General features: G+C 64.2%; 20 protein-coding genes and 1 tRNA gene. 7 read left to right on the top strand and 14 right to left on the bottom strand.

Features of this window, described 5'->3' with window-relative positions; translation table 11 throughout:
- Nucleotides 1–297: 297 nt before the first annotated feature.
- Nucleotides 298–374, bottom strand: a tRNA-Pro gene (locus KIT53_RS13050).
- Between the two features lie 27 nt (nt 375–401).
- Nucleotides 402–1,331, bottom strand: coding sequence for a polyprenyl synthetase family protein (locus KIT53_RS13045; protein WP_297753101.1), 930 nt, complete (start codon nt 1,329–1,331; stop codon nt 402–404).
- Nucleotides 1,332–1,583: 252 nt separating this feature from the next.
- On the opposite strand from KIT53_RS13045, the gene rplU reads away from it, so the two are divergent.
- The 4 genes from rplU to proB all read left to right on the top strand — a co-directional run bounded on the left by rplU (nt 1,584) and on the right by proB (nt 4,560).
- Nucleotides 1,584–1,895, top strand: a complete 312-nt coding sequence (rplU, locus tag KIT53_RS13040; protein ID WP_297753087.1) for a 50S ribosomal protein L21 — start codon at nt 1,584–1,586, stop codon at nt 1,893–1,895.
- 13 nt (nt 1,896–1,908) lie between these two features.
- Nucleotides 1,909–2,166: a 50S ribosomal protein L27 gene (rpmA, locus tag KIT53_RS13035; RefSeq protein WP_297753085.1), complete on the top strand. Its 258-nt coding sequence runs from the start codon at nt 1,909–1,911 to the stop codon at nt 2,164–2,166.
- 141 nt (nt 2,167–2,307) lie between these two features.
- Nucleotides 2,308–3,381 carry an Obg family GTPase CgtA gene (cgtA, locus tag KIT53_RS13030; protein ID WP_297753083.1) on the top strand — a complete coding sequence of 358 codons (1,074 nt, stop codon included), beginning with the start codon at nt 2,308–2,310 and terminating at the stop codon, nt 3,379–3,381.
- A gap of 30 nt (nt 3,382–3,411) precedes the next feature.
- Nucleotides 3,412–4,560, top strand: a complete 1,149-nt coding sequence (proB, locus tag KIT53_RS13025; RefSeq protein ID WP_297753098.1) for a glutamate 5-kinase — start codon at nt 3,412–3,414, stop codon at nt 4,558–4,560.
- 8 nt (nt 4,561–4,568) lie between these two features.
- Here the strand turns inward: proB and KIT53_RS13020 are convergent, their stop codons facing one another.
- Together KIT53_RS13020 and KIT53_RS13015 are read right to left on the bottom strand one after the other, a co-directional pair.
- On the bottom strand, nt 4,569–5,072 hold the full coding sequence (locus KIT53_RS13020) for a CNP1-like family protein (RefSeq protein WP_297753081.1): 504 nt from the start codon (nt 5,070–5,072) through the stop codon (nt 4,569–4,571).
- Nucleotides 5,069–5,713, bottom strand: a complete 645-nt coding sequence (locus tag KIT53_RS13015; RefSeq protein ID WP_297753096.1) for an RNA pyrophosphohydrolase — start codon at nt 5,711–5,713, stop codon at nt 5,069–5,071. The genes KIT53_RS13020 and KIT53_RS13015 overlap by 4 nt, the downstream gene beginning before the upstream one ends.
- Nucleotides 5,714–5,880: 167 nt before the next feature.
- Between KIT53_RS13015 and KIT53_RS13010 the strand changes: the two genes are divergently transcribed.
- Together KIT53_RS13010 and KIT53_RS13005 are read left to right on the top strand one after the other, a co-directional pair.
- The gene (locus KIT53_RS13010) at nt 5,881–7,626 is read left to right on the top strand and encodes a proline--tRNA ligase (RefSeq protein WP_297753080.1); all 1,746 of its coding nucleotides are present in this window, start codon (nt 5,881–5,883) and stop codon (nt 7,624–7,626) included.
- 29 nt (nt 7,627–7,655) lie between these two features.
- Nucleotides 7,656–8,258, top strand: a complete 603-nt coding sequence (locus KIT53_RS13005) for a lytic transglycosylase domain-containing protein (protein WP_297753095.1) — start codon at nt 7,656–7,658, stop codon at nt 8,256–8,258.
- Between the two features lie 8 nt (nt 8,259–8,266).
- On the opposite strand, the gene KIT53_RS13000 is transcribed toward KIT53_RS13005, so the two are convergent.
- The 5 genes from KIT53_RS13000 to hemA all read right to left on the bottom strand — a co-directional run bounded on the left by KIT53_RS13000 (nt 8,267) and on the right by hemA (nt 13,106).
- Nucleotides 8,267–9,271: an AAA family ATPase gene (locus KIT53_RS13000; RefSeq protein ID WP_297753078.1), complete on the bottom strand. Its 1,005-nt coding sequence runs from the start codon at nt 9,269–9,271 to the stop codon at nt 8,267–8,269.
- Nucleotides 9,272–9,439: 168 nt separating this feature from the next.
- Nucleotides 9,440–9,763: a Grx4 family monothiol glutaredoxin gene (gene grxD, locus KIT53_RS12995; RefSeq protein WP_297753076.1), complete on the bottom strand. Its 324-nt coding sequence runs from the start codon at nt 9,761–9,763 to the stop codon at nt 9,440–9,442.
- Between the two features lie 51 nt (nt 9,764–9,814).
- Nucleotides 9,815–10,654, bottom strand: coding sequence for a peptide chain release factor N(5)-glutamine methyltransferase (gene prmC, locus KIT53_RS12990; protein WP_297753074.1), 840 nt, complete (start codon nt 10,652–10,654; stop codon nt 9,815–9,817).
- Complete coding sequence (gene prfA, locus KIT53_RS12985) at nt 10,651–11,739, bottom strand: peptide chain release factor 1 (protein ID WP_297753072.1); 1,089 nt, start codon at nt 11,737–11,739, stop codon at nt 10,651–10,653. Before prfA ends, prmC begins: the two co-directional genes overlap by 4 nt.
- A 68-nt stretch (nt 11,740–11,807) precedes the next feature.
- Nucleotides 11,808–13,106, bottom strand: coding sequence for a glutamyl-tRNA reductase (gene hemA / locus KIT53_RS12980; RefSeq protein ID WP_297753070.1), 1,299 nt, complete (start codon nt 13,104–13,106; stop codon nt 11,808–11,810).
- A gap of 48 nt (nt 13,107–13,154) precedes the next feature.
- On the opposite strand from hemA, the gene KIT53_RS12975 reads away from it, so the two are divergent.
- Nucleotides 13,155–13,421, top strand: coding sequence for a hypothetical protein (locus tag KIT53_RS12975; RefSeq protein ID WP_297753068.1), 267 nt, complete (start codon nt 13,155–13,157; stop codon nt 13,419–13,421).
- 12 nt (nt 13,422–13,433) lie between these two features.
- Here the strand turns inward: KIT53_RS12975 and ugpQ are convergent, their stop codons facing one another.
- The 5 genes from ugpQ to ugpB all read right to left on the bottom strand — a co-directional run bounded on the left by ugpQ (nt 13,434) and on the right by ugpB (nt 18,359).
- Nucleotides 13,434–14,180: a glycerophosphodiester phosphodiesterase gene (ugpQ, locus tag KIT53_RS12970; RefSeq protein ID WP_297753066.1), complete on the bottom strand. Its 747-nt coding sequence runs from the start codon at nt 14,178–14,180 to the stop codon at nt 13,434–13,436.
- Nucleotides 14,177–15,181 (bottom strand): sn-glycerol-3-phosphate import ATP-binding protein UgpC, encoded by a 1,005-nt coding sequence (locus KIT53_RS12965; protein ID WP_297753064.1) that lies wholly within the window; start codon nt 15,179–15,181, stop codon nt 14,177–14,179. The genes ugpQ and KIT53_RS12965 overlap by 4 nt, the downstream gene beginning before the upstream one ends.
- A gap of 9 nt (nt 15,182–15,190) precedes the next feature.
- Nucleotides 15,191–16,045, bottom strand: coding sequence for a sn-glycerol-3-phosphate ABC transporter permease UgpE (ugpE, locus tag KIT53_RS12960; RefSeq protein WP_297753062.1), 855 nt, complete (start codon nt 16,043–16,045; stop codon nt 15,191–15,193).
- Nucleotide 16,046: 1 nt separating this feature from the next.
- On the bottom strand, nt 16,047–16,928 hold the full coding sequence (ugpA, locus tag KIT53_RS12955) for a sn-glycerol-3-phosphate ABC transporter permease UgpA (RefSeq protein WP_297753060.1): 882 nt from the start codon (nt 16,926–16,928) through the stop codon (nt 16,047–16,049).
- 111 nt (nt 16,929–17,039) lie between these two features.
- Nucleotides 17,040–18,359: a sn-glycerol-3-phosphate ABC transporter substrate-binding protein UgpB gene (gene ugpB, locus KIT53_RS12950; RefSeq protein ID WP_297753058.1), complete on the bottom strand. Its 1,320-nt coding sequence runs from the start codon at nt 18,357–18,359 to the stop codon at nt 17,040–17,042.
- Nucleotides 18,360–18,450 lie beyond the last annotated feature (91 nt).

Raw genomic sequence — 18,450 nt, 5'->3', positions numbered from 1 at the left:
GCCTTTGCTGCGCAGCTCGCCGACATAGGCCTCGACCTTGTCGAGGGCGTTGTACGAGAAGGAGCGGGTGAGGTCGTGACGGTTCTTGACCGTGACGGTGATGCGAGAACGGTTCTGGATGGTGGCCATGGAGGTCTCCAAGTTGTGGAGACTCCTGTAGCCAGCGGGCTTTAAATTTCTGGGCTCTACGGTGCTGATGAACTCAGTTCCGTGCCGCAGATTTGCCGCAGAACTTATACGCAACGACCTTTTTGGGAGGTCTGCACTTCGCTAAGTGCTTGTCACGTATGGAATTTCTGGTCGGGGTGAGAGGATTCGAACCTCCGGCCTCTACGTCCCGAACGTAGCGCTCTACCAGGCTAAGCTACACCCCGATGTTCTCGCGAACCTTCTGGCCTGGATCAGGAACGACGTTCCAGAAGGCCAGCCGCCAATTGTAGCAAAGCCTTGCTGTACGCATTGACGGGCAGCTGCTCGGCGGCCTCGATGGCACGCTTGGCCTCGGCGTGGGCGCTGGCACGTGCGGCGTCCAGGGCGCCAGTCCTGAGGATGACGTCGCGGATGTCTTCGAGATGCGCAACATCGCCTTGCTCGATGGCCTCGCGGAGAAGCTTTCTTTGCTGCGCTGAGCCTGTGCGCATCGCGCAGATGATTGGCAAGGTGACCTTGCCCTCCCGCAAGTCATCGCCCAGGTTCTTTCCCAGTTCCTCGGCGCTGCCTTCGTAGTCCAGTACGTCGTCGATGACCTGGAAGGCGGTGCCCAGCGCCTGGCCGTATTGCGCACAAATGGCTTCGGTGTGTTCGTCGGCGCCAGCGAGGATGGGGGCGAGGCGAGCACTTGCCTCGAAGAGCTTGGCTGTCTTCGAGCGGATCACGCGCAGGTAGGCAGCCTCGTCGATGGAGGCGTCATGCATGTTCACCAACTGCAGGACCTCGCCTTCGGCGATCACATTGGTGGCGTCTGAAAGTACTTGCATCACTCGCATGTGGTTCACGTCCACCATCATCTGGAATGCACGCGAGTACAGGAAGTCGCCGACCAGCACGCTGGCTGCATTGCCAAAGCGCTCATTGGCCGTTTCACGGCCGCGCCGCAGGGTGGATTCGTCCACCACGTCATCGTGCAGCAGTGTTGCGGTATGGATGAACTCGACCACCGCAGCAAGGGTGTGTCGCATGGGGTGCTCGCTGCCGATGGCTCCACTGACCAACAGCAGCAGCGCGGGACGCAGGCGTTTGCCGCCTGCGGAAATGATGTACTGAGCGACTTCCCGCACCAAGGGCACCTCGGTGGTCAGGCGTTCTCCAATGACCTGATCCACCCGTTGCATCTCCGGCCGAATCAGTTCCAGTAGGGTGGTGGTAGGCGTAAGTTGGCTCAAGATGTCGCTCGTGCGCGGCTTGGCCGCGCCTGGTAGGGAGCCGGAATTATAGGAAGCGCAACGGAGAGGGCCCCCGGGCAGGCCAGGCTTTTTGCGGATGGGCGGTCTAGGCAGCGCTTGATCGCGCATGTTAGAATTCGCAGTTCGGTGGAGCAATAGCCCTCCGAATTTCCCATTGTGGAATTTTTACGAGAGGTTCATATGTACGCGGTCATAAAAACCGGCGGCAAACAGTATCGTGTTGCTGCTGGCGAGAAAATTAAAGTAGAACAGATTGCTGCGGACGTGGGCCAAGAGATTGTGTTTGACCAAGTTCTGGCGGTCGGCAACGGCACCGAACTGAAGGTGGGCACGCCCTTGGTTTCCGGCGCAACGGTCACGGTCACGGTCCTCGGACATGGTCGGCATGACAAGGTGCATATCTTCAAGATGCGCCGGCGCAAGCACTACCAGAAGCGCCAGGGGCATCGTCAGAATTTCACCGAGTTGCAGATCTCGTCGATCGCAGCCTGAGGAGAGACTCAACATGGCACAGAAAAAAGGCGGCGGCTCTACGCGAAACGGGCGCGATTCCAAGCCCAAGATGCTCGGCGTGAAAGCGTTTGGTGGTGAACTGGTCTCTGCCGGTTCCATCATCGTGCGTCAGCGCGGCACCAAGTTCCATCCTGGCCTCAATGTCGGCGTGGGCAAGGATCACACCCTTTTTGCCACGATCGATGGCCACGTGACTTTTGCCGTCAAGGGTGCGCTCAACCGTCACGTCGTCAGCATCACCCCGGTTTGAGCGTTTGTCCCGGCGGGACCGATCGCAAGACCTGGACCGGCCTTAGGGCATAGGTGACAGGTCGCACGCTCAAAGAGGCCCGCTCGCGCGGGCTTTTTTGTTTGAGCCGTCCTCCATGCAACCTATCTTGGAAAGCGTGTCATGAAGTTTGTGGATGAAGCCACCATCGACGTTGCCGCTGGCGACGGCGGGAATGGCTGCGCCTCGTTCCGGCACGAAAAATACAAGGAGTTCGGCGGCCCTGACGGCGGTGATGGTGGTCGCGGTGGCCACGTGTACGCGTTGGCCGACGCCAGCCTGAATACGTTGGTGGATTTCCGCTTTACGCGTCGCTTCGAGGCTCAGCGGGGCGAGCACGGCAAGGGCTCCGACATGTTCGGTGTCAAGGGCGACGACATCGTCCTGCGGATGCCGGTGGGCACCATCATTGCTGACGCGGAGACGGGCGAGGTGCTACATGAGTTGCTGCAGCCCGGCGAGCAGGTCACCATCGCCAAAGGGGGTGATGGCGGCTTCGGCAACATGCACTACAAGAGCTCCACCAACCGGGCTCCGCGCCAGAAAACGCCGGGCTGGCCGGGCGAGCGCCGCACTCTGAAGCTCGAGCTCAAGGTGCTGGCCGACGTGGGCCTGTTGGGTATGCCCAATGCGGGCAAGTCGACGCTGATCGCCGCGATCTCGAATGCCCGGCCCAAGATCGCAGACTACCCCTTTACTACCTTGCATCCCAATCTGGGTGTGGTGAGGGTGGCTGCAGAAAAGAGCTTTGTGGTGGCCGACGTGCCGGGGTTGATCGAGGGCGCATCCGAAGGCGCGGGCCTAGGGCACCAGTTCCTGCGGCATCTGCAGCGCACGCGTTTGCTGCTCCATCTGGTCGATGTGGCGCCGTTCGACGAAGGCGTGGATCCCGTGGCGCAGGTCAAGGCCATTGTGGCCGAGCTCAAGAAGTTCGACCAGGCTCTGTATGAGAAACCGCGTTGGCTGGTGCTCAACAAGGTGGACATGCTGCCGGCGGACGAGCGCGAGAAGCGCATTCGCGACCTCGTCAAGCGTCTCAAGTACAAGGGTCCTGTGTTCGAGATATCCGCGTTGACCCGAGAGGGCTGTGAATTGCTCGTGCAGAAGGTGTACCAACATATCGCGCAGGTCCATCGGGATGCGCAGGCGCCGGTCGATATCGATCCTCGCTTTGTCCATCGGGCCGACGAACACTGAGGCCGCTTTTCCATGCAGTCTGAAGCATCGATGAACGCAGAAAGCCTGGCGCCAACGGCGGTGCTTCAGTCGGCCCGCCGCATCGTGGTCAAGGTCGGTTCCAGCCTGGTGACCAATGAAGGCAGGGGTCTTGACGAAGAGGCCATTGGTCATTGGAGTGCCCAACTGGCGGCACTCGTGCAGCAGGGGCGCGAGGTGATCATGGTCAGCAGCGGGGCCATCGCTGAAGGCATGAAGCGCCTGGGGTGGAGCGTGCGCCCTCGTGAAGTGAACGAATTGCAGGCGGCCGCCGCCGTTGGCCAGATGGGCCTGGTGCAGATGTACGAGAGCAAGTTGCGCGGCTGCGGTGTCGGCAGCGCACAGGTCCTCCTCACCCATGCGGACTTGGCCGACCGTGAGCGTTATCTGAACGCCCGCTCCACGTTGCTGACGCTGCTGCAGTTGCGGGTCGTGCCGGTGATCAATGAGAACGACACGGTGGTCAATGATGAGATCAAGTTCGGCGATAACGACACGCTCGGTGCGCTCGTGGCGAACCTGGTCGAGGCCGATGTGCTGATCATCCTGACCGACCAGAAGGGCCTCTACACCGCCGACCCCCGGCGCGATCCGCAGGCGACCTTCGTGCATGTCGGTCGGGCGGGAGACCCCCGGCTCGAAGCCATGGCAGGGGGCGCCGGCAGCGGCATTGGCAAGGGCGGCATGATCACCAAGATCCTTGCGGCCAAACGTGCGGCTGGCTCGGGTGCCTCCACCGTGATCGCTTGGGGGCGGGAGCCTAGGGTGCTCCTGCGTCTGACCGCGGGGGAGGCGATCGGCACCTGCCTCGTTGCGCAGACCGCCAAGAATCAGGCGCGCAAACGCTGGATTTCGGACCACCTGCAACTGCGGGGGGCGGTGGTGGTGGACGATGGCGCTGTGGTCAAGATCGTGAGCGAGGGCAAGAGCCTGTTGCCGATCGGCATGACAGCCGTATCCGGCGACTTTTCGCGTGGCGACGTGATCGCGGTTCATGACGCACGCGGCCAGGAGGTAGCGCGTGGGTTGGCAAACTACGCCAGTTCGGAGGCCCGGCTTATATGCCGGCGCTCGTCGGGTGACTTCGAACGCCTGCTGGGTTACGCCGCCGAGCCGGAAATGATCCACCGCGACAACTTGGTGCTGTCGTCCAGAGCCTGAAAAGTGAGTCAGCGCTGCAAGTACGGTTGGTCCGACTTGAGCGTGGCAAGCATTTTTCGGGTGTCGCCATTGGCCGACTTGCCGTTGCACAGACCTTCCAGGGCCAACACCATGGCAGGACGGGTGGCGCCGCTGTAGGAGAGCGCCTTCCATTCGGCGTTCTCTGTCGTGCGCCACGCCGCCCGGTTGTTGTCCCAGCGCGCATACGTCTTGACTTCCGCCGTTTGGCAGCGGATGCCATCGTAGAAAACGTTGAGCGCGCCACTGGCACTGCGCGCCACGAGCACATAGCGCACCACCCAGTCTGGCCCGAGCGAAAGTGTCTCGGGGTCGATGCCGTAGACCAGGGAGGAGCCTTGGGAGACTTTGAACGTCTGCAGGCGCTCGGTACTGAAGCTTGCAGGGGCTTCAACCAGGGCTTCCTGCCAGGCGGGCTCTTCGTCCGTGGTGGCGGCGAACACCGCCATTCCAAAGCCGGTCAGGGCCAGCATCAGCCCGAGGTTTCTTTTCATTTGCGTTCGTGATGGACTGGCACGGCCTGGGCCTGCGGGTCAGGATCGAAGCTGGCTCCTGGAGGGAGTTCCAACCGGAGTGATGGATTGGACGTGGTGGGGGCACCGGCGTTGTCTTCCTGCCCGCGGTGTCGCGTCCCTGCCCTCAGGTAACGGTTGCGGCTGTCGGTTTTGGGCAGGTAGCGAGACAGCTCGGTCAGCGCCATTTCGTAGACGCCGCGCTTGAACTCCACGACCACGTCCAGTGGCACCCAATAGTCGTGCCAGCGCCAGGCATCGAATTCCGGGTGGCTAGTGGCGCGCAGATTCAAATTCCAGTCTTGCGCCACCAGGCGCAGCAAGAACCAGATCTGCTTTTGACCTTTGTAGTGTCCGCGCGCGTCTCGGCGGATGAAGCGGTCTGGCACTTCATAGCGCAACCAGTCCCGCGTACGGGCAACGATGGCCACATGCTCCGGCATGAGCCCCACTTCTTCGTGCAGTTCGCGGTACATCGCCTGTTCCGGGGTTTCGCCCCTGTCGATGCCACCTTGCGGGAACTGCCAGGAGTGGGAGCGGATGCGCTTGCCCCAGAACACCTGGTTTCGCTGGTTGAGCAGAATGATGCCGACATTGGGCCTGAAGCCTTCTCTGTCAAGCATAATCAACCCCAAATTTTTTGAACTGTGTTCATTATGCATCGCACTGTGCGACTTGCGAAGTGACCACACACCTGACGTGCCTCCAGGGCGTGCCAGCGGTCTTCCAGGGAGACTGTGCGGTGCGCCCTTCCCGTTGATGAACGACGGCTCTGCCGTTCCGTGCGCCCATGAAAGCTTCGCAGTTCCTGATTTCCACTCTCAAAGAAGCCCCCGCCGACGCCGAAGTCGTCAGCCATCAGCTCATGACGCGCGCCGGCATGATCAAGAAGCTGGGTGCTGGTATCTACAACTACATGCCCATGGGGCTGCGTGTGATCCAGAAGGTGGAGGCCATCGTGCGAGAGGAGATGAACCGCGCGGGCGCGGTCGAGCTCACGATGCCGGTCATCCAGCCCGCCGAGCTTTGGCAGGAAACGGGTCGGTTTGACAAGATGGGACCTGAGTTGCTGCGCATCCAGGACCGACATGACCGTCACTTCGTGGTTCAGCCGACGAGTGAGGAAGTGGTCACCGACATCGCGCGTCAGGAACTGCGCAGCTACAAGCAGTTGCCCAAGAACCTCTACCAGATCCAGACCAAGTTCCGGGACGAGCGCCGGCCGCGTTTTGGGCTCATGCGTGGGCGCGAGTTCATCATGAAAGACGCCTACAGCTTTGACCGCGATGGCGACGCCGCACAGACCAGCTACCAGGTGATGGCGGCGGCTTACCGGCGCATTTTCGATCGCTTTGGTCTGCGCTACCGCGCGGTGGCCGCCGACAGCGGCGCCATTGGAGGGGATCTGTCCGAGGAATTCCAGGTCATCGCGGCCACGGGCGAGGACGCCATCGTGTACTGCCCGGACAGCGATTACGCGGCCAACATGGAAAAGGCCGAAGCGCTTGCGCCCGCTGGGCCTCGGCCGGCAGCGGCCAACGCCATGGCCAAGACCCCCACGCCGGGCAAGAGCACCTGTGCGGATGTGGCCGCCTTGTTGGGTGTGCCGCTGGCGACCACGGTGAAGTCCCTGGTGCTGGCCACCGACGAGCTCAACGAGGCGGGCGAGGTGGCCCGAAGCCAGGTCTGGCTACTGCTGCTGCGCGGCGACCACGACATGAACGAGGTCAAGGTGGGCAAGGTGCCCGGCCTGAACAATGGCTTTCGTTTTGCGACGGTGCCGGAGATTGAAGCCCACTTCGGCTGCCGGCCGGGCTATCTGGGGCCGATCGGTCTGAAGCAGCCGGTGCGTCTGGTGGTTGACCGTGAGGTCGCGGTGCTGGCCGACTGGATCTGCGGTGCCAACGAGCCAGACTTCCACATGACCGGCGTGAACTGGGGGCGAGACCTGCCCGAACCGGACCTTGTGGCCGATCTGCGCAATGTGGTTGAAGGCGATGCCTCGCCGGATGGCAAGGGCGCATTGGCGATCGAGCGTGGTATCGAGGTCGGCCATGTCTTCTACCTGGGGACCAAGTACAGCAAGGCGATGAACGCCACTTTCCTGGGTGAGGACGGCAAACCGGCGTTCTTCGAGATGGGCTGCTACGGCATTGGCATCACGCGCCTGCCTGCGGCGGCCATCGAGCAGAACCATGACGAACGCGGCATCATCTGGCCCGATGCCCTGGCGCCATTCACGGTCGTGCTGTGTCCCATCGGCATGGACCGCAGCACCGAGGTGAAGCAGGTGGCTGAGCAACTGCACCGCGATCTGCTGGGCGCAGGCGTGGACGTGATACTCGACGACCGTGGGGAGCGTCCTGGAGCCATGTTCGCCGACTGGGAACTCATCGGCGTACCTCACCGTGTCACGATAGGTGACCGTGGACTCAAGGCCGGGCACGTGGAGTACCAGCACCGCCGAGACAGTTCGGTCACCCAAGTCAACACGCAGGACTTGCTCGCATTCCTGAAGAGCAAGCTGTCGGCATGAGCCTGGCCGGTTGGTCGCGCCGGGACAGCATGCTTGGGGTGCTCTCGCTGGGCGCTCTCGGTGCCTGGCCTGAGCCTGCCGCCGCTGGAGGGCAGATCGAAGAGCCGCTGGCCGACTCGGTGCGCAGCGCATTGAGCGCGGCCATTGCCAACAGTGCGCCACCGGTACCCGATTTCAACGACACCGGCAAGCGCCTGGCCTATCTGCGCTGGCTGGGGGCCATGAGCGACCGCCTGTACCGGCGCAAGACCGACTTCCAGACACGCATCGAGTTTCTCCAGACAGTGTGGTACGAGTCCCGGCGGGCCGGGTTGGACACGACCCTGGTGCTGGGCCTGATCCAGGTCGAGAGCGCATTCCGCAAGTTCGCTATTTCGCGAGTGGGCGCGCGCGGCTACATGCAGATCATGCCGTTCTGGGCGCGCCTCATCGGAGACGGCGATGTGGGCCGGCTGTTCAACATGCAGACCAATCTGCGGTTTGGCTGCGTCATCTTGCGGCACTACCTGGACCGCGAACGCGGCGACACCTTTATGGCACTGGGGCGTTACAACGGCAGCCGCGGCCGGGCTGAGTACCCCAATGCCGTGTACGCTGCCGCGAAGAACTGGACGCACCCGGACGCCGGGTGAGTCCCGCCTTATTGCAGAAACCCGATGCGGCTGCGGCCAGCGCCGCCACGGGGGAGGTCATCGGCCTCCAGGGTGTAGCGGTTGTCCAGCCGGGCGTTGCCGAAGGCTGTGACCAGGGCGCGCCGCATCTCGCGTGGAGCGAGTTGTGCCAGGGCATCCAGCACGTCGTCGGCGGGGACCGGATCGAAACGCTGGCCCCAGTCGTGTTCCCTGCGGATATTCCGGTAGAGGTGTCCGGCGATCTTGCGCGCAGCCTCTGGGGAGGGGGGCGAGATTTCGAACACGTTCATGCGGTTGAGAATCGGATCGGGAATACCGCGTTCATGGTTGGCGGTGGTGACCCAGATCACTTGGCTGGCGTCGATCGGCACCTCGGCAAACTCGTCCACGAAGCTCTGGGCGGTATCGTGTTCCAGCAGCCCATAGAGAGCACCCAGAGGGTCGTATTGCGCGTCGGCACTGGCCTTGTCGATCTCGTCGACCACGATGACGGGGTTGGCGTACTGCCCATCCACCAGCGCTTCAAACACCTTGCCGGGTTTGGCGCCCTTCCACTGGGATGACGAACCCGAGAGCAGCCAGCCGGCGGTCATGGAGCTCATCGGCACCAGGCTCATGCTCGTGCCCAGCAACTCGGCGAGCTGGCGGGCGAAGTGGGTCTTGCCTACGCCGGGGGGCCCGAGCAGCAGGATGGGGGTGACTTCCAGGCTGTCGCTGCTGTCCTGGCTCAGCGCGACATGGCGCTTCACGTCGTCGAGGACCTCCCCAAAGTTGGGCAGCAACTCGTAGAGCGGGGCCATGTCGGGTACGCCAGAGGGCTTGACGGCGAAGCGTTGCGGGCCCCTTTCAAGCATGCGCTGCCAGGTATTGCGCAGGCTTTCATACTCGCGCTCATTGCCGCTGGCCTGCAGGTTGGCCAGTTTGCGTTCGACGTCCTCGGCGCTGAATACGCTGCGCATCTGGGCGATAGGCAGACCGAGGGTGGGGGAAGCGACCAGGCTGCGGGAGCTCATGCGGTTCTCCTAAGGTTCGGCGACGATTTCATTCAAGCACAAGACGTGCCTGATCTCAATGCCGAAATGCCCACCTCATGACACGCTGTTTCCGGGATCGCCCCAGGGTGTGGACAAAAACACGCAAGCCACCCGAAGGTGGCTTGCTGGAAGAGCCGCAGGCGGGACTCAGGCCTGGCCGCTGATGACCTGTTGGAGTTCGCCGGATTGGTACATTTCCATCATGATGTCCGAACCGCCGATGAATTCGCCTTTGACGTAGAGCTGCGGAATGGTGGGCCAGTTGCTGTATTCCTTGATGCCTTGGCGAATGGCGTCGTCCTCTAGCACGTTGACGGTGGTCAGCGCACGTGTGTCGACGCCACAGGCTTTCAGGATCTGAATCGCGCGGCCAGAGAAGCCGCACATGGGAAAGCTCGCGCTGCCTTTCATGAACAGCACGATGTCGTGCGATTTGACCAGTTGGTCGATGCGGGTCTGTGCGTCGCTCATGGGTGGGGTTCCTTCTGCGATGGGGCGGGTAGCCCCGTGGAATGGGCGTCATTATCGCCTTTGCGGCCATCGGCCGCCGCTACAGCGCTCGATGCCCGCGAGGTCGGTGCGGCTGCCGATCTGTGCAAACCCCTGCTTGTGCAAGAGGGCTCGCACGGCGGCAGCCTGGTCGTGTCCGTGCTCCAGCAGCAGCCAGCCGCCAGGGCGCAGCGCCTGCGGGGTCGCGGCCACCAGGGCACGTATGTCGTCCAGGCCGTCCGTGCCTGAGGCCAGAGCCGAGGCCGGTTCGTGGCTCAGGGTGGCCAGATGGGGGTCGTCCTGCGCGATATAGGGGGGGTTGCTGACGATCAGGTCGAAGCACTGGCCTGGCGGGACGGCCGCCAGCCAGTGCCCGATGTACCAGGTGACCGCCAGGCCGAGCCGGCGTGCGTTGGCCTGGGCCACAGCGAGCGCGGCCTCGCTGGCATCGCTCGCTGCGACCTGCCAGGCGGGCCGCGCCGACTTCAGGGCCAGCGCGATCGCCCCGCTGCCCGTACCCAGGTCGAGTACGTCGGGGCGTTTACCCAGGGCATCGGCGGTGTCGAGCGCCCACTCCACCAGAGTTTCTGTGTCGGCGCGCGGCACGAGGACGCGGGTGTCGACCTGCAGCCGAAGGCCAAAGAACTCCTGGTCGCCACGCAGATAGGCCATGGGCTCGCCCTGGAGGCGGCGGCGGACGAGGCTCGGCAGGCGCTCGCTGGCCGCCTCGGGCAGGGGGTCGCCTTCGTGAGCCAACAACCAGGCGCGGTCGTGCGGGTCGTGCGGCAGGGCGAGCAGCAGCAGCATCTGCGCGTCCAGCCGCTCCAGGCCGCTGCCGCGCAGCTCCGCCAGGGTCTGGCCCAAGGTTTTCATGCGGCGTTGCGCTGTTCCAGTTCGGCCAGCAGTTCGGCCCCCCGGACAACCTGCAGCGCATGCACCACTTCATCCAGGTCGCCATCCATTACCTGCTGCAGCTTGTACAGCGTCAGGTTGATGCGGTGGTCGGTCAGCCGCCCCTGGGGAAAGTTGTAGGTGCGGATGCGGTCGCTGCGGTCGCCGCTGCCGATCAGGCCCTTGCGCGTGGCGGCCTCCGCGGCGGCACGCTCGCTGCGCTCCTTCTCTTGCAGCCGCGCTGTCAGCACTTGCAGGGCCTTGGCCTTGTTGCTGTGTTGGGAGCGGCCATCCTGGCATTCGGCGGTGATGCCCGTGGGCAGGTGGGTCACGCGCACCGCGGAGTCGGTCTTGTTGATGTGCTGCCCACCGGCGCCGCTGGCGCGAAAGGTGTCGATGCGCAGCTCGCTGGGGTTGAGCTGGATGGCCTGGGCCTCGTCCGGCTCGGGCATGACCGCCACCGTTGCCGCGCTGGTATGGATGCGGCCCTGGGTTTCCGTGGCGGGCACGCGCTGCACGCGGTGGCCACCGGACTCGAACCGCAGTCGGCCATAGGCGCCGGGGCCTGCGATGCGCAACACCACTTCCTTGTAGCCACCGAGTTCGCTGGGCGATTCGCTGACGACGTCGACCTGCCAGCGCTGCCGCTCGGCGTAGCGGGTGTAGAGGCGCGCCAGGTCACCCGCGAACAGGGCCGATTCGTCTCCGCCGGTGCCGGCGCGAATTTCGAGAAAGGCGTTGCGCTCGTCGTCGGGGTCGCGGGGCAGCAGCAACTGCTGCAGTTCGCTGTCGAGCCGCGCGAGGTCGGTTTCGGCCGTGGCGATCTCCTCCTGGGCCATGTCCGCCATGTCGGGGTCGGCCAACAAGTCGCGGGCGGTGGTCAGGTCGGCTTCGCGCTGCAGGTACCGGTCGAACACCTCCACCACGCTGGAGGCTTCGGCGTGCTCGCGGCTGAGTGAGCGGAAGCGGTCGATGTCATCCACCACGTCTGGCGCAGACAGCAGCGCATCAAGCTCATGCAGGCGGGCGCGCTGGCGCAACAGGGTATCGCGGACGAAGGCTTTCATGGGTAGGCGAGGGCGCCGGTACGCCGCAGGCGGGTGCGGTTTTGCGCATCCGCCATGCGCAGACCGGGCTAGGGCTGCGCGTTGCGCGGGGGTTTCGGGGGATCGTCGCGCAGGAAAAGGCGCGAGACCATCTGGGCGGTAGCGGCGCGCGCGTGGCTATCGCCCGCATGCAGTTCCGCCAGCGTGCCGTGCAGCATCTTCTGCGTGAGGCCGCGCGAAAGGGCTTCGAGCACCGCTTCCACGGGTTCGCCCCGGGCCAGCAAGCGCCGGGCACGGGCCAGCTCGGTGGCACGCCACTCGTCGGCCTGGGCGTTGATCTGCTGGATCAGTGGCACCACGCCGCGCGTGGGGTCGCGCTGCTCCATCCAGTGCATGAAGCTGAGCACGCCGGCATCAATGATGGCTTCGGCCTGCGCCACCGCGGCTTGCCGGTTGTCTTTGCCGGTCTGCACCACGGCCGCGAGGTCGTCCACCGTGTAGAGATAGACGTCGTCGAGCGCTTTCACTTCAGGCTCGATGTCGCGCGGCACGGCGAGGTCGACCATGAACATCGGGCGGTGGCGCCGCTTCTTCACCGCGCGCTCGACGGCGCCCAGGCCGATGATGGGCAAGGTGCTGGCCGTGCAACTGATCACGGCGTCAAATTCGTGCAAACGGCCTGGCACGTCGGCCAGGCGCATGACTTCGGCACCCAAGCGGCCCGCCAGCTTTTCGCCGCGCTCGAGCGTGCGGTTGGCGATGGCCATGCCTTTGGGCTGGCGTGCGGCGAAATGGGTGGCCGCCAGTTCGATCATTTCGCCTGCCCCCACGAACAGCACCCGGATGTCATGGAGGTCTTCGAAGAGCTGCGAAGCCAACCGGACTGCAGCCGCCGTCATGCTGATGGAATGCGCGCCGATTTCCGTGGAGCTGCGGACTTCCTTGGCTACCGCGAAAGACCGCTGGAACAGCTGGTGCAAGGTGCTGCCCAGAGCGCCAGCATCGCTGGCAACGCGCACCGCGTCCTTCATCTGGCCCAGAATCTGCGGCTCGCCCAGCACCATGCTGTCCAGGCCGCTGGCCACGCGGAAGGCGTGGCGCGCGGCATGGTCGTCTCGCAGCACGTAGGCGTGGTCGCGCAGGATCTCGCTGCTGACTCCGCCGGTCCGGGCCAGCCATTCGATGGTCGGGTCCAGCGCCGACTGGTCGCCCGCGCCATAGAGCTCGGTGCGGTTGCAGGTGGACAACAGGGTAGCCTCAGGTTGCCGCGCCAGGCTTTGGCGGTAGCCCTGCAGCGCGGGCTGGATCTGGTCCAGCGCGAAGGCAAACCGGCCTCTCAGATCGAGCGGAGCCGTGTTGTGGTTGATGCCGAGCGCCCAGACAGACATTGCCCGATTATAAAATTGAACCCTTATGCTCGCCACGGTCTTTGCGCAATGACGTTCCCCGGCTTCCTCGGCCACATTCTGGGGTTCATTGCGCCCGCCGTGGCGGTGGCTCTGGTGCTGTGGCTGGTGCCTCGCCTGCGCCGCGCGGGGAGGGCCAGATCGGGCGCCCGGCTGGAGGCTTTCATGCTGGTGGTTGCCGGGGTCGTGGTGCTGCTGGCAGGCCTGGTCTATTTCGGGCGAGACGGCAAGATGGCCACCTATGCGGCCCTGGTGCTGGTCCAGGGCTCTCTGGCCTGGTGGCTGCACCGGCGCTGATGGCCGTCCGGGTCAGAGGGCGGGCGCGAACAGGTCCACACGATCGGTGATGATCCCATCCAGACCCAGGCGGATCAGGCGGTCTGCGGCCCACTCGTCGTTGACGGTGTAGGCCAGCATCCGCAGGCCTGCGCCGCGGGCCTGGGCCACGGAAGTGGCGTCCCATAGAGCATGGTTGCAGACCAGCGCCACGCAGCCCAACCGGGTGGCGGCGTCTTGCCAACCCTCCCAGAGCGTATCGAGCAGGAGACCGCGCGGCAGTTCCGGTGCCGCCTCGCGTGCCCCTGCCAAAGCGTCGGGTTGGAAGGACGTGAGCAACGGCAGGTGCGCGGCGTCGCGGGCCCACAGTCGGGTGGCCTCGCGGGCGACGGCGCGTCCCGTTTGCGCGTCCATGCCGGGGGTGGGCTTGATCTCGATGTTCAGCCAGTGCCCATGGGCCTGGCAGTGACGCGCGATGCTCTCCAGCGTGGCCAGAGGTTCGCCGGCGAACGTACGGGAGTGCCAACTGCCGGCGTCAAGCTGGCTCAGCGCGCTCCAGGCCAGGTTGCCGGCCACGCCCCGGCCGTTGCTGGAGCGTTCAAGGGTGGTGTCGTGCAGGAGGAACACCACACCATCGGCACTGAGCTTGGCATCGCATTCGTACATGCGGTAGCCGTGGGATGCGCCCAGGCGGAAGGCGGCCAGTGTGTTTTCTGGCGCCAGCTTGCCGGCGCCTCGGTGCGCAATCCAGCGTGGATAGGGCCAGGGGGCCGCGTTCATGCGCGGCGACCCGTCTCGGCGTCGAAGCTGTGCAGCCGGTCTTCACGTGGCCGCACATGGATGGTGCTGCCGATTTCCGGGGCTCCCTGGTCTTCGTGGGTGCGGATGATCAAGGGCTCTTCACCCAGGCGCGCATGCACCAGGCGTTCCGCGCCCAGCAGTTCCACCGTTTCCACACGCACAGCCCAGCCCTCGGTGCCGATGTCGAGGTGCTCCGGGCGTATGCCCAGGATGCGCCCGGTCTGCCCGCCCGGGGCTTGCTTGAGCAGGTTCATGGGCGGCGAGCCGATGAAGCTGGCCACGAAGGTGGTGGCGGGGCGGGAATAGACCTCCTCGGGCGTACCGAACTGTTCCATGTGGCCCGCATTCATCACGATCATGCGTTGCGCCAGCGTCATCGCCTCCACCTGGTCATGGGTGACAAAGAGGGAGGTGATGCCGAGTTCCCGATGCAGTTTCTGGATTTCGAGGCGGGTCTGGGCGCGCAGCTTGGCGTCGAGGTTGGAGAGGGGTTCGTCGAACAGGAAGACCTGTGGCTCGCGCACGATGGCGCGGCCCATGGCCACACGCTGGCGTTGGCCGCCGGAGAGCTGACGCGGCTTGCGTTCCAGCAGGTGGCCCAGTTCCAGGATTCTGGCCGCCTTGTCGACACGGGTCTTGATGTCGTCCTTGGGTACCTTGGCGATCTTCAGGCCATAGGCCATGTTGTCGAACACGCTCATGTGGGGGTAGAGCGCGTAGTTCTGGAACACCATGGCGATGTCGCGCTCGGCCGGCTCAAGCTGGTTGACCACGCGTGCGCCGATGAGGATCTCCCCAGCGGTGATCTCCTCCAGGCCGGCGACCATGCGCAGCAGCGTGCTCTTGCCGCAACCCGAGGGTCCCACGATGACGATGAATTCGCCGTCGGCGATGTCGGCGCTCACGCCGTGGATCACCTGCAGGGACTGCTTGCCCTGGCGGTATTGCTTGATGACGTTCTTGAGTTGCAGTGAAGCCATGGCGTGTGCTTATTTCTCGGTGTCGACCAGGCCCTTGACGAACCACTTCTGCATCAGGAGGACCACCACGGCCGGGGGCAACATGGCCAGGATGGCGGTGGCCATGACCACGTTCCATTCGACGTAGACCTCGCCGAAGATGGCGCGCTTGATGCCGAGAACCACGGGGTACATGTCTTCGCTGGTGGTCACCAGCAGAGGCCAGAGGTACTGGTTCCAGCCGTAGATGAACTGGATGACGAACAACGCCGCGATGCTGGTGCGCGACAGCGGCAGCAGCACATCCCAGAAAAAGCGCATCGGGCCCGCGCCGTCCATGCGTGCGGCCTCCACGAGTTCGTCGGGCACGGTCAGGAAAAACTGGCGGAACAGGAAAGTGGCCGTGGCCGATGCGATCAGCGGGATCGTGAGGCCCGCGTAGGAGTTGAGCATGCCCAGATCGGACACCACCTCGTAGGTCGGCCCTATGCGCACCTCCACCGGCAGCATCAAGGTGACGAAGATCATCCAGAACACCAGGCCGCGAGCGGGGAAGCGGAAGTAGACGATGGCGAAGGCCGACAGGAGGGAGATGATGATCTTGCCGATGGCGATGACCATGGCACTCACGAAGCTGACCCACAACATGGGGGCCACCGGTGCGATGGTGGAGCCGCCGGTGGTCTTGCCACCGAACAGTGCCAGCCGGTAGCTCTCGAAGAAATGGCTGCCGGGCAGCAGCGAGAGCGGGTTGCTGGTCGCCACCTGTTCCGCCGACTGGGTGGAGCCCACGAAAGTGATGTAGACCGGAAAGGCCACCACCAGCACCCCGAGCAACAGGATCAGGTGCGAGACGAAAGTCAGTACGGGCCGCCGTTCGATCATGTCAGTATTGGACCTTCTTCTCGACAAAGCGGAACTGCAACACCGTCAGCGAGATGACGATGCCCATGAGGATGACCGATTGCGCGGCGGATCCACCCATGTCCAGCGCTTTGAAGCCGTCGTAGTAGACCTTGTAGACCAGGATGGCCGTCTCCTTGCCAGGGCCTCCGTGCGTGGTGGCGTCCACGATGGCGAAGGTGTCGAAGAAGGCGTAGACGATGTTGATGACCAGCAGGAAGAAGGTCGTGGGTGAGAGCAGGGGAAAGACGATGGTCCAGAAACGGTGCCAAGGCGAGGCGCCGTCGATGGTGGCGGCCTCGATCAGGGATTGCGGGATGGATTGCAGACCGGCGAGGAAAAACAGAAAGTTGTAGGAGATCTGCTTCCACACCGCGGCCATGACCACCAGTGCCATCGCATGGTTGGGGTTGAGCAGATGGTTCCAGTCCAGGCCGATCCAGCGCAGGCCATAGGCAACCACCCCGTAGGGCGAGGCGAACATGAACAGCCACAGCACACCGGCCACCACCGGCGCTACCGCATACGGCCAGATCAACAGCGTCTTGTAGACCGACGCCCCGCGCAGAACGCGGTTGGCCATCACCGCCAGCAGCAAGGCGATGACCAGGCCAAAGCCCGCAACCAGTGCGGAGAAGACCGCCGTGATGCGGAATGATGCGAGGTAGCTGGGGTCGGCGAAGAGCCGTTCGAAGTTCTCCAGGCCGACAAATTCGTTTGAGAGGCCGAAAGCGTCCTGCTGCAGCAGGCTCTGGTAGAGGGCCTGCGCGGCCGGCCAGAAAAAGAAGACGAGCACCACCGCCATCTGCGGGGCGACCAGGGCCCAGGGCAGCCAGGTCGATCGGAATCGGACGCGTTTTTCCATGAGGGCTGGCAGGTAGGGAGTGCGAAGCGAAGGCTACAACAGAAATCGCCCCGCCCGAGTCGCGTCGGTGCGGGGCGTGCAGGACGCATGGCGCGCCCTGGCGAGCCTCATTTACCGGCCCTTGTTGGCAGCTTCGAAACGGGCCAGTTGCTCGTTGCCGCGCCGCACGGCATCGTCCAGCGCCTGCTTGGCGGTCTTGCGGCCGGCCCACACCTGTTCGAGCTCCTCGTCGTTGATGGTGCGGATCTGCACGAAGTTGCCCAGGCGGATGCCGCGCGACTTGTCGGTGGTCTTGCGGATCATCTGCTCCACCGACACGTCGGTGCCGGGATTCTGCTTGTAGAAGCCGGACTTCTCGGTCAGTTCATAGGACGCCTTGGTCAGGGGCAGATAGCCTGTGCGCTGGTGGCTCTTGGCGGCCTCCTCGGGTTTGGAGAGGTGGGCGAAGAACTGCGCCACGCCCTTGTACTCAGCGTCCTTCTTGCCCGACATCACCCACAGGCTGGCGCCGCCGATCACCGTGTTCTGCGGTGCGCCGGGCACGTCCGGGTAGTAGGGCAGGGTGCCGATGCCGCTGGCGAATTTGGCGTTGCGCTTGACGTTGCCGTACAGCGCCGAGGAGCCGGTGATCATCGCGCACTCGCCGGAGACGAAGGTCGCATCGGCCGCATTGCCGCGACCCTTGTAGACGAACAGGCCGGTTTTGGCCATGTTGGCCAAGTTTTCAATATGCCGCACATGCAGCGGGCTGTTGAAGGTCAGCCGCGCGTTCATGCCGCGCATGCCATTGCCCAATGTGGCGAACTCGGTGTTGTGCCAGGCGGAGAAGCTCTCCAACTGGGTCCAGCTCACCCAACTGGTGGTGAACGGGCACTTGTGGCCAGAGGCCTTGAGTTTGCCGGCGGCCAGGGCCACCTCGGGCCAGGTGGTCGGGGGCTTCTCAGGGTCCAGGCCGGCGGCCTTGAAAGCGTCCTTGCTGTAGTGGAAAACGGTGGTCGAGCTGTTGAACGGGAAGCTGAGCATCTGGCCATTGGGCGCGGTGTAGTAGCCCGCCACCGCCGGCACATAGGCGTTGGGGTCGAAGCGCACGCCGGCCTTCTTCATCACCTCGCCGACGGGAACAATGGCGCCCTTGCTGGCCATCATGGTGGCGGTACCGACCTCGAACACCTGCAGGATGTGGGGGGCGTTGCCGGCCCGGAAGGCAGCGATGGCCGCGGTCATGGACTCGTCGTAGCTGCCCTTGAACGTGGGCACGATCTTGTAGTCCTTCTGGCTGGCGTTGAAATCCTTGGCCAGGTCGTTCACCCATTCGCCCAGGGCGCCACCCATCGAATGCCACCATTGGATCTCGGTCTGCGCGTGGGCTGGCGAGCCGAGCAAGGCAGCGGCGAATACGACGCCGGACAGGGGAATGAGACGGGTATGCATGCACAACTCCTTAGGGGATTCAGAAACGGGGGTAGCGTATTGACCTCGTGTGACGAAACCATTGCAACGGCGTTTCCTGGACGTGACAACA

The organism is Hydrogenophaga sp., from assembly GCF_026125785.1.
Lineage (GTDB): Bacteria > Pseudomonadota > Gammaproteobacteria > Burkholderiales > Burkholderiaceae_C > Hydrogenophaga.
The sequence above is the reverse complement of the archived record's forward strand: the minus strand, read 5'-3'. Positions and strand labels throughout refer to the sequence as shown.

Coding starts and splice junctions, on each gene's coding strand:
- KIT53_RS13045 (WP_297753101.1), bottom strand. CDS start 1,331: ATGCAACGGGTGGATCAGGTCATTGGAGAACGCCTGACCACCGAGGTG.
- rplU (WP_297753087.1), top strand. CDS start 1,584: ATGTACGCGGTCATAAAAACCGGCGGCAAACAGTATCGTGTTGCTGCT.
- rpmA (WP_297753085.1), top strand. CDS start 1,909: ATGGCACAGAAAAAAGGCGGCGGCTCTACGCGAAACGGGCGCGATTCC.
- cgtA (WP_297753083.1), top strand. CDS start 2,308: ATGAAGTTTGTGGATGAAGCCACCATCGACGTTGCCGCTGGCGACGGC.
- proB (WP_297753098.1), top strand. CDS start 3,412: ATGAACGCAGAAAGCCTGGCGCCAACGGCGGTGCTTCAGTCGGCCCGC.
- KIT53_RS13020 (WP_297753081.1), bottom strand. CDS start 5,072: ATGAAAAGAAACCTCGGGCTGATGCTGGCCCTGACCGGCTTTGGAATG.
- KIT53_RS13015 (WP_297753096.1), bottom strand. CDS start 5,713: ATGCTTGACAGAGAAGGCTTCAGGCCCAATGTCGGCATCATTCTGCTC.
- KIT53_RS13010 (WP_297753080.1), top strand. CDS start 5,881: ATGAAAGCTTCGCAGTTCCTGATTTCCACTCTCAAAGAAGCCCCCGCC.
- KIT53_RS13005 (WP_297753095.1), top strand. CDS start 7,656: ATGCTTGGGGTGCTCTCGCTGGGCGCTCTCGGTGCCTGGCCTGAGCCT.
- KIT53_RS13000 (WP_297753078.1), bottom strand. CDS start 9,271: ATGAGCTCCCGCAGCCTGGTCGCTTCCCCCACCCTCGGTCTGCCTATC.
- grxD (WP_297753076.1), bottom strand. CDS start 9,763: ATGAGCGACGCACAGACCCGCATCGACCAACTGGTCAAATCGCACGAC.
- prmC (WP_297753074.1), bottom strand. CDS start 10,654: ATGAAAACCTTGGGCCAGACCCTGGCGGAGCTGCGCGGCAGCGGCCTG.
- prfA (WP_297753072.1), bottom strand. CDS start 11,739: ATGAAAGCCTTCGTCCGCGATACCCTGTTGCGCCAGCGCGCCCGCCTG.
- hemA (WP_297753070.1), bottom strand. CDS start 13,106: ATGTCTGTCTGGGCGCTCGGCATCAACCACAACACGGCTCCGCTCGAT.
- KIT53_RS12975 (WP_297753068.1), top strand. CDS start 13,155: ATGACGTTCCCCGGCTTCCTCGGCCACATTCTGGGGTTCATTGCGCCC.
- ugpQ (WP_297753066.1), bottom strand. CDS start 14,180: ATGAACGCGGCCCCCTGGCCCTATCCACGCTGGATTGCGCACCGAGGC.
- KIT53_RS12965 (WP_297753064.1), bottom strand. CDS start 15,181: ATGGCTTCACTGCAACTCAAGAACGTCATCAAGCAATACCGCCAGGGC.
- ugpE (WP_297753062.1), bottom strand. CDS start 16,045: ATGATCGAACGGCGGCCCGTACTGACTTTCGTCTCGCACCTGATCCTG.
- ugpA (WP_297753060.1), bottom strand. CDS start 16,928: ATGGAAAAACGCGTCCGATTCCGATCGACCTGGCTGCCCTGGGCCCTG.
- ugpB (WP_297753058.1), bottom strand. CDS start 18,359: ATGCATACCCGTCTCATTCCCCTGTCCGGCGTCGTATTCGCCGCTGCC.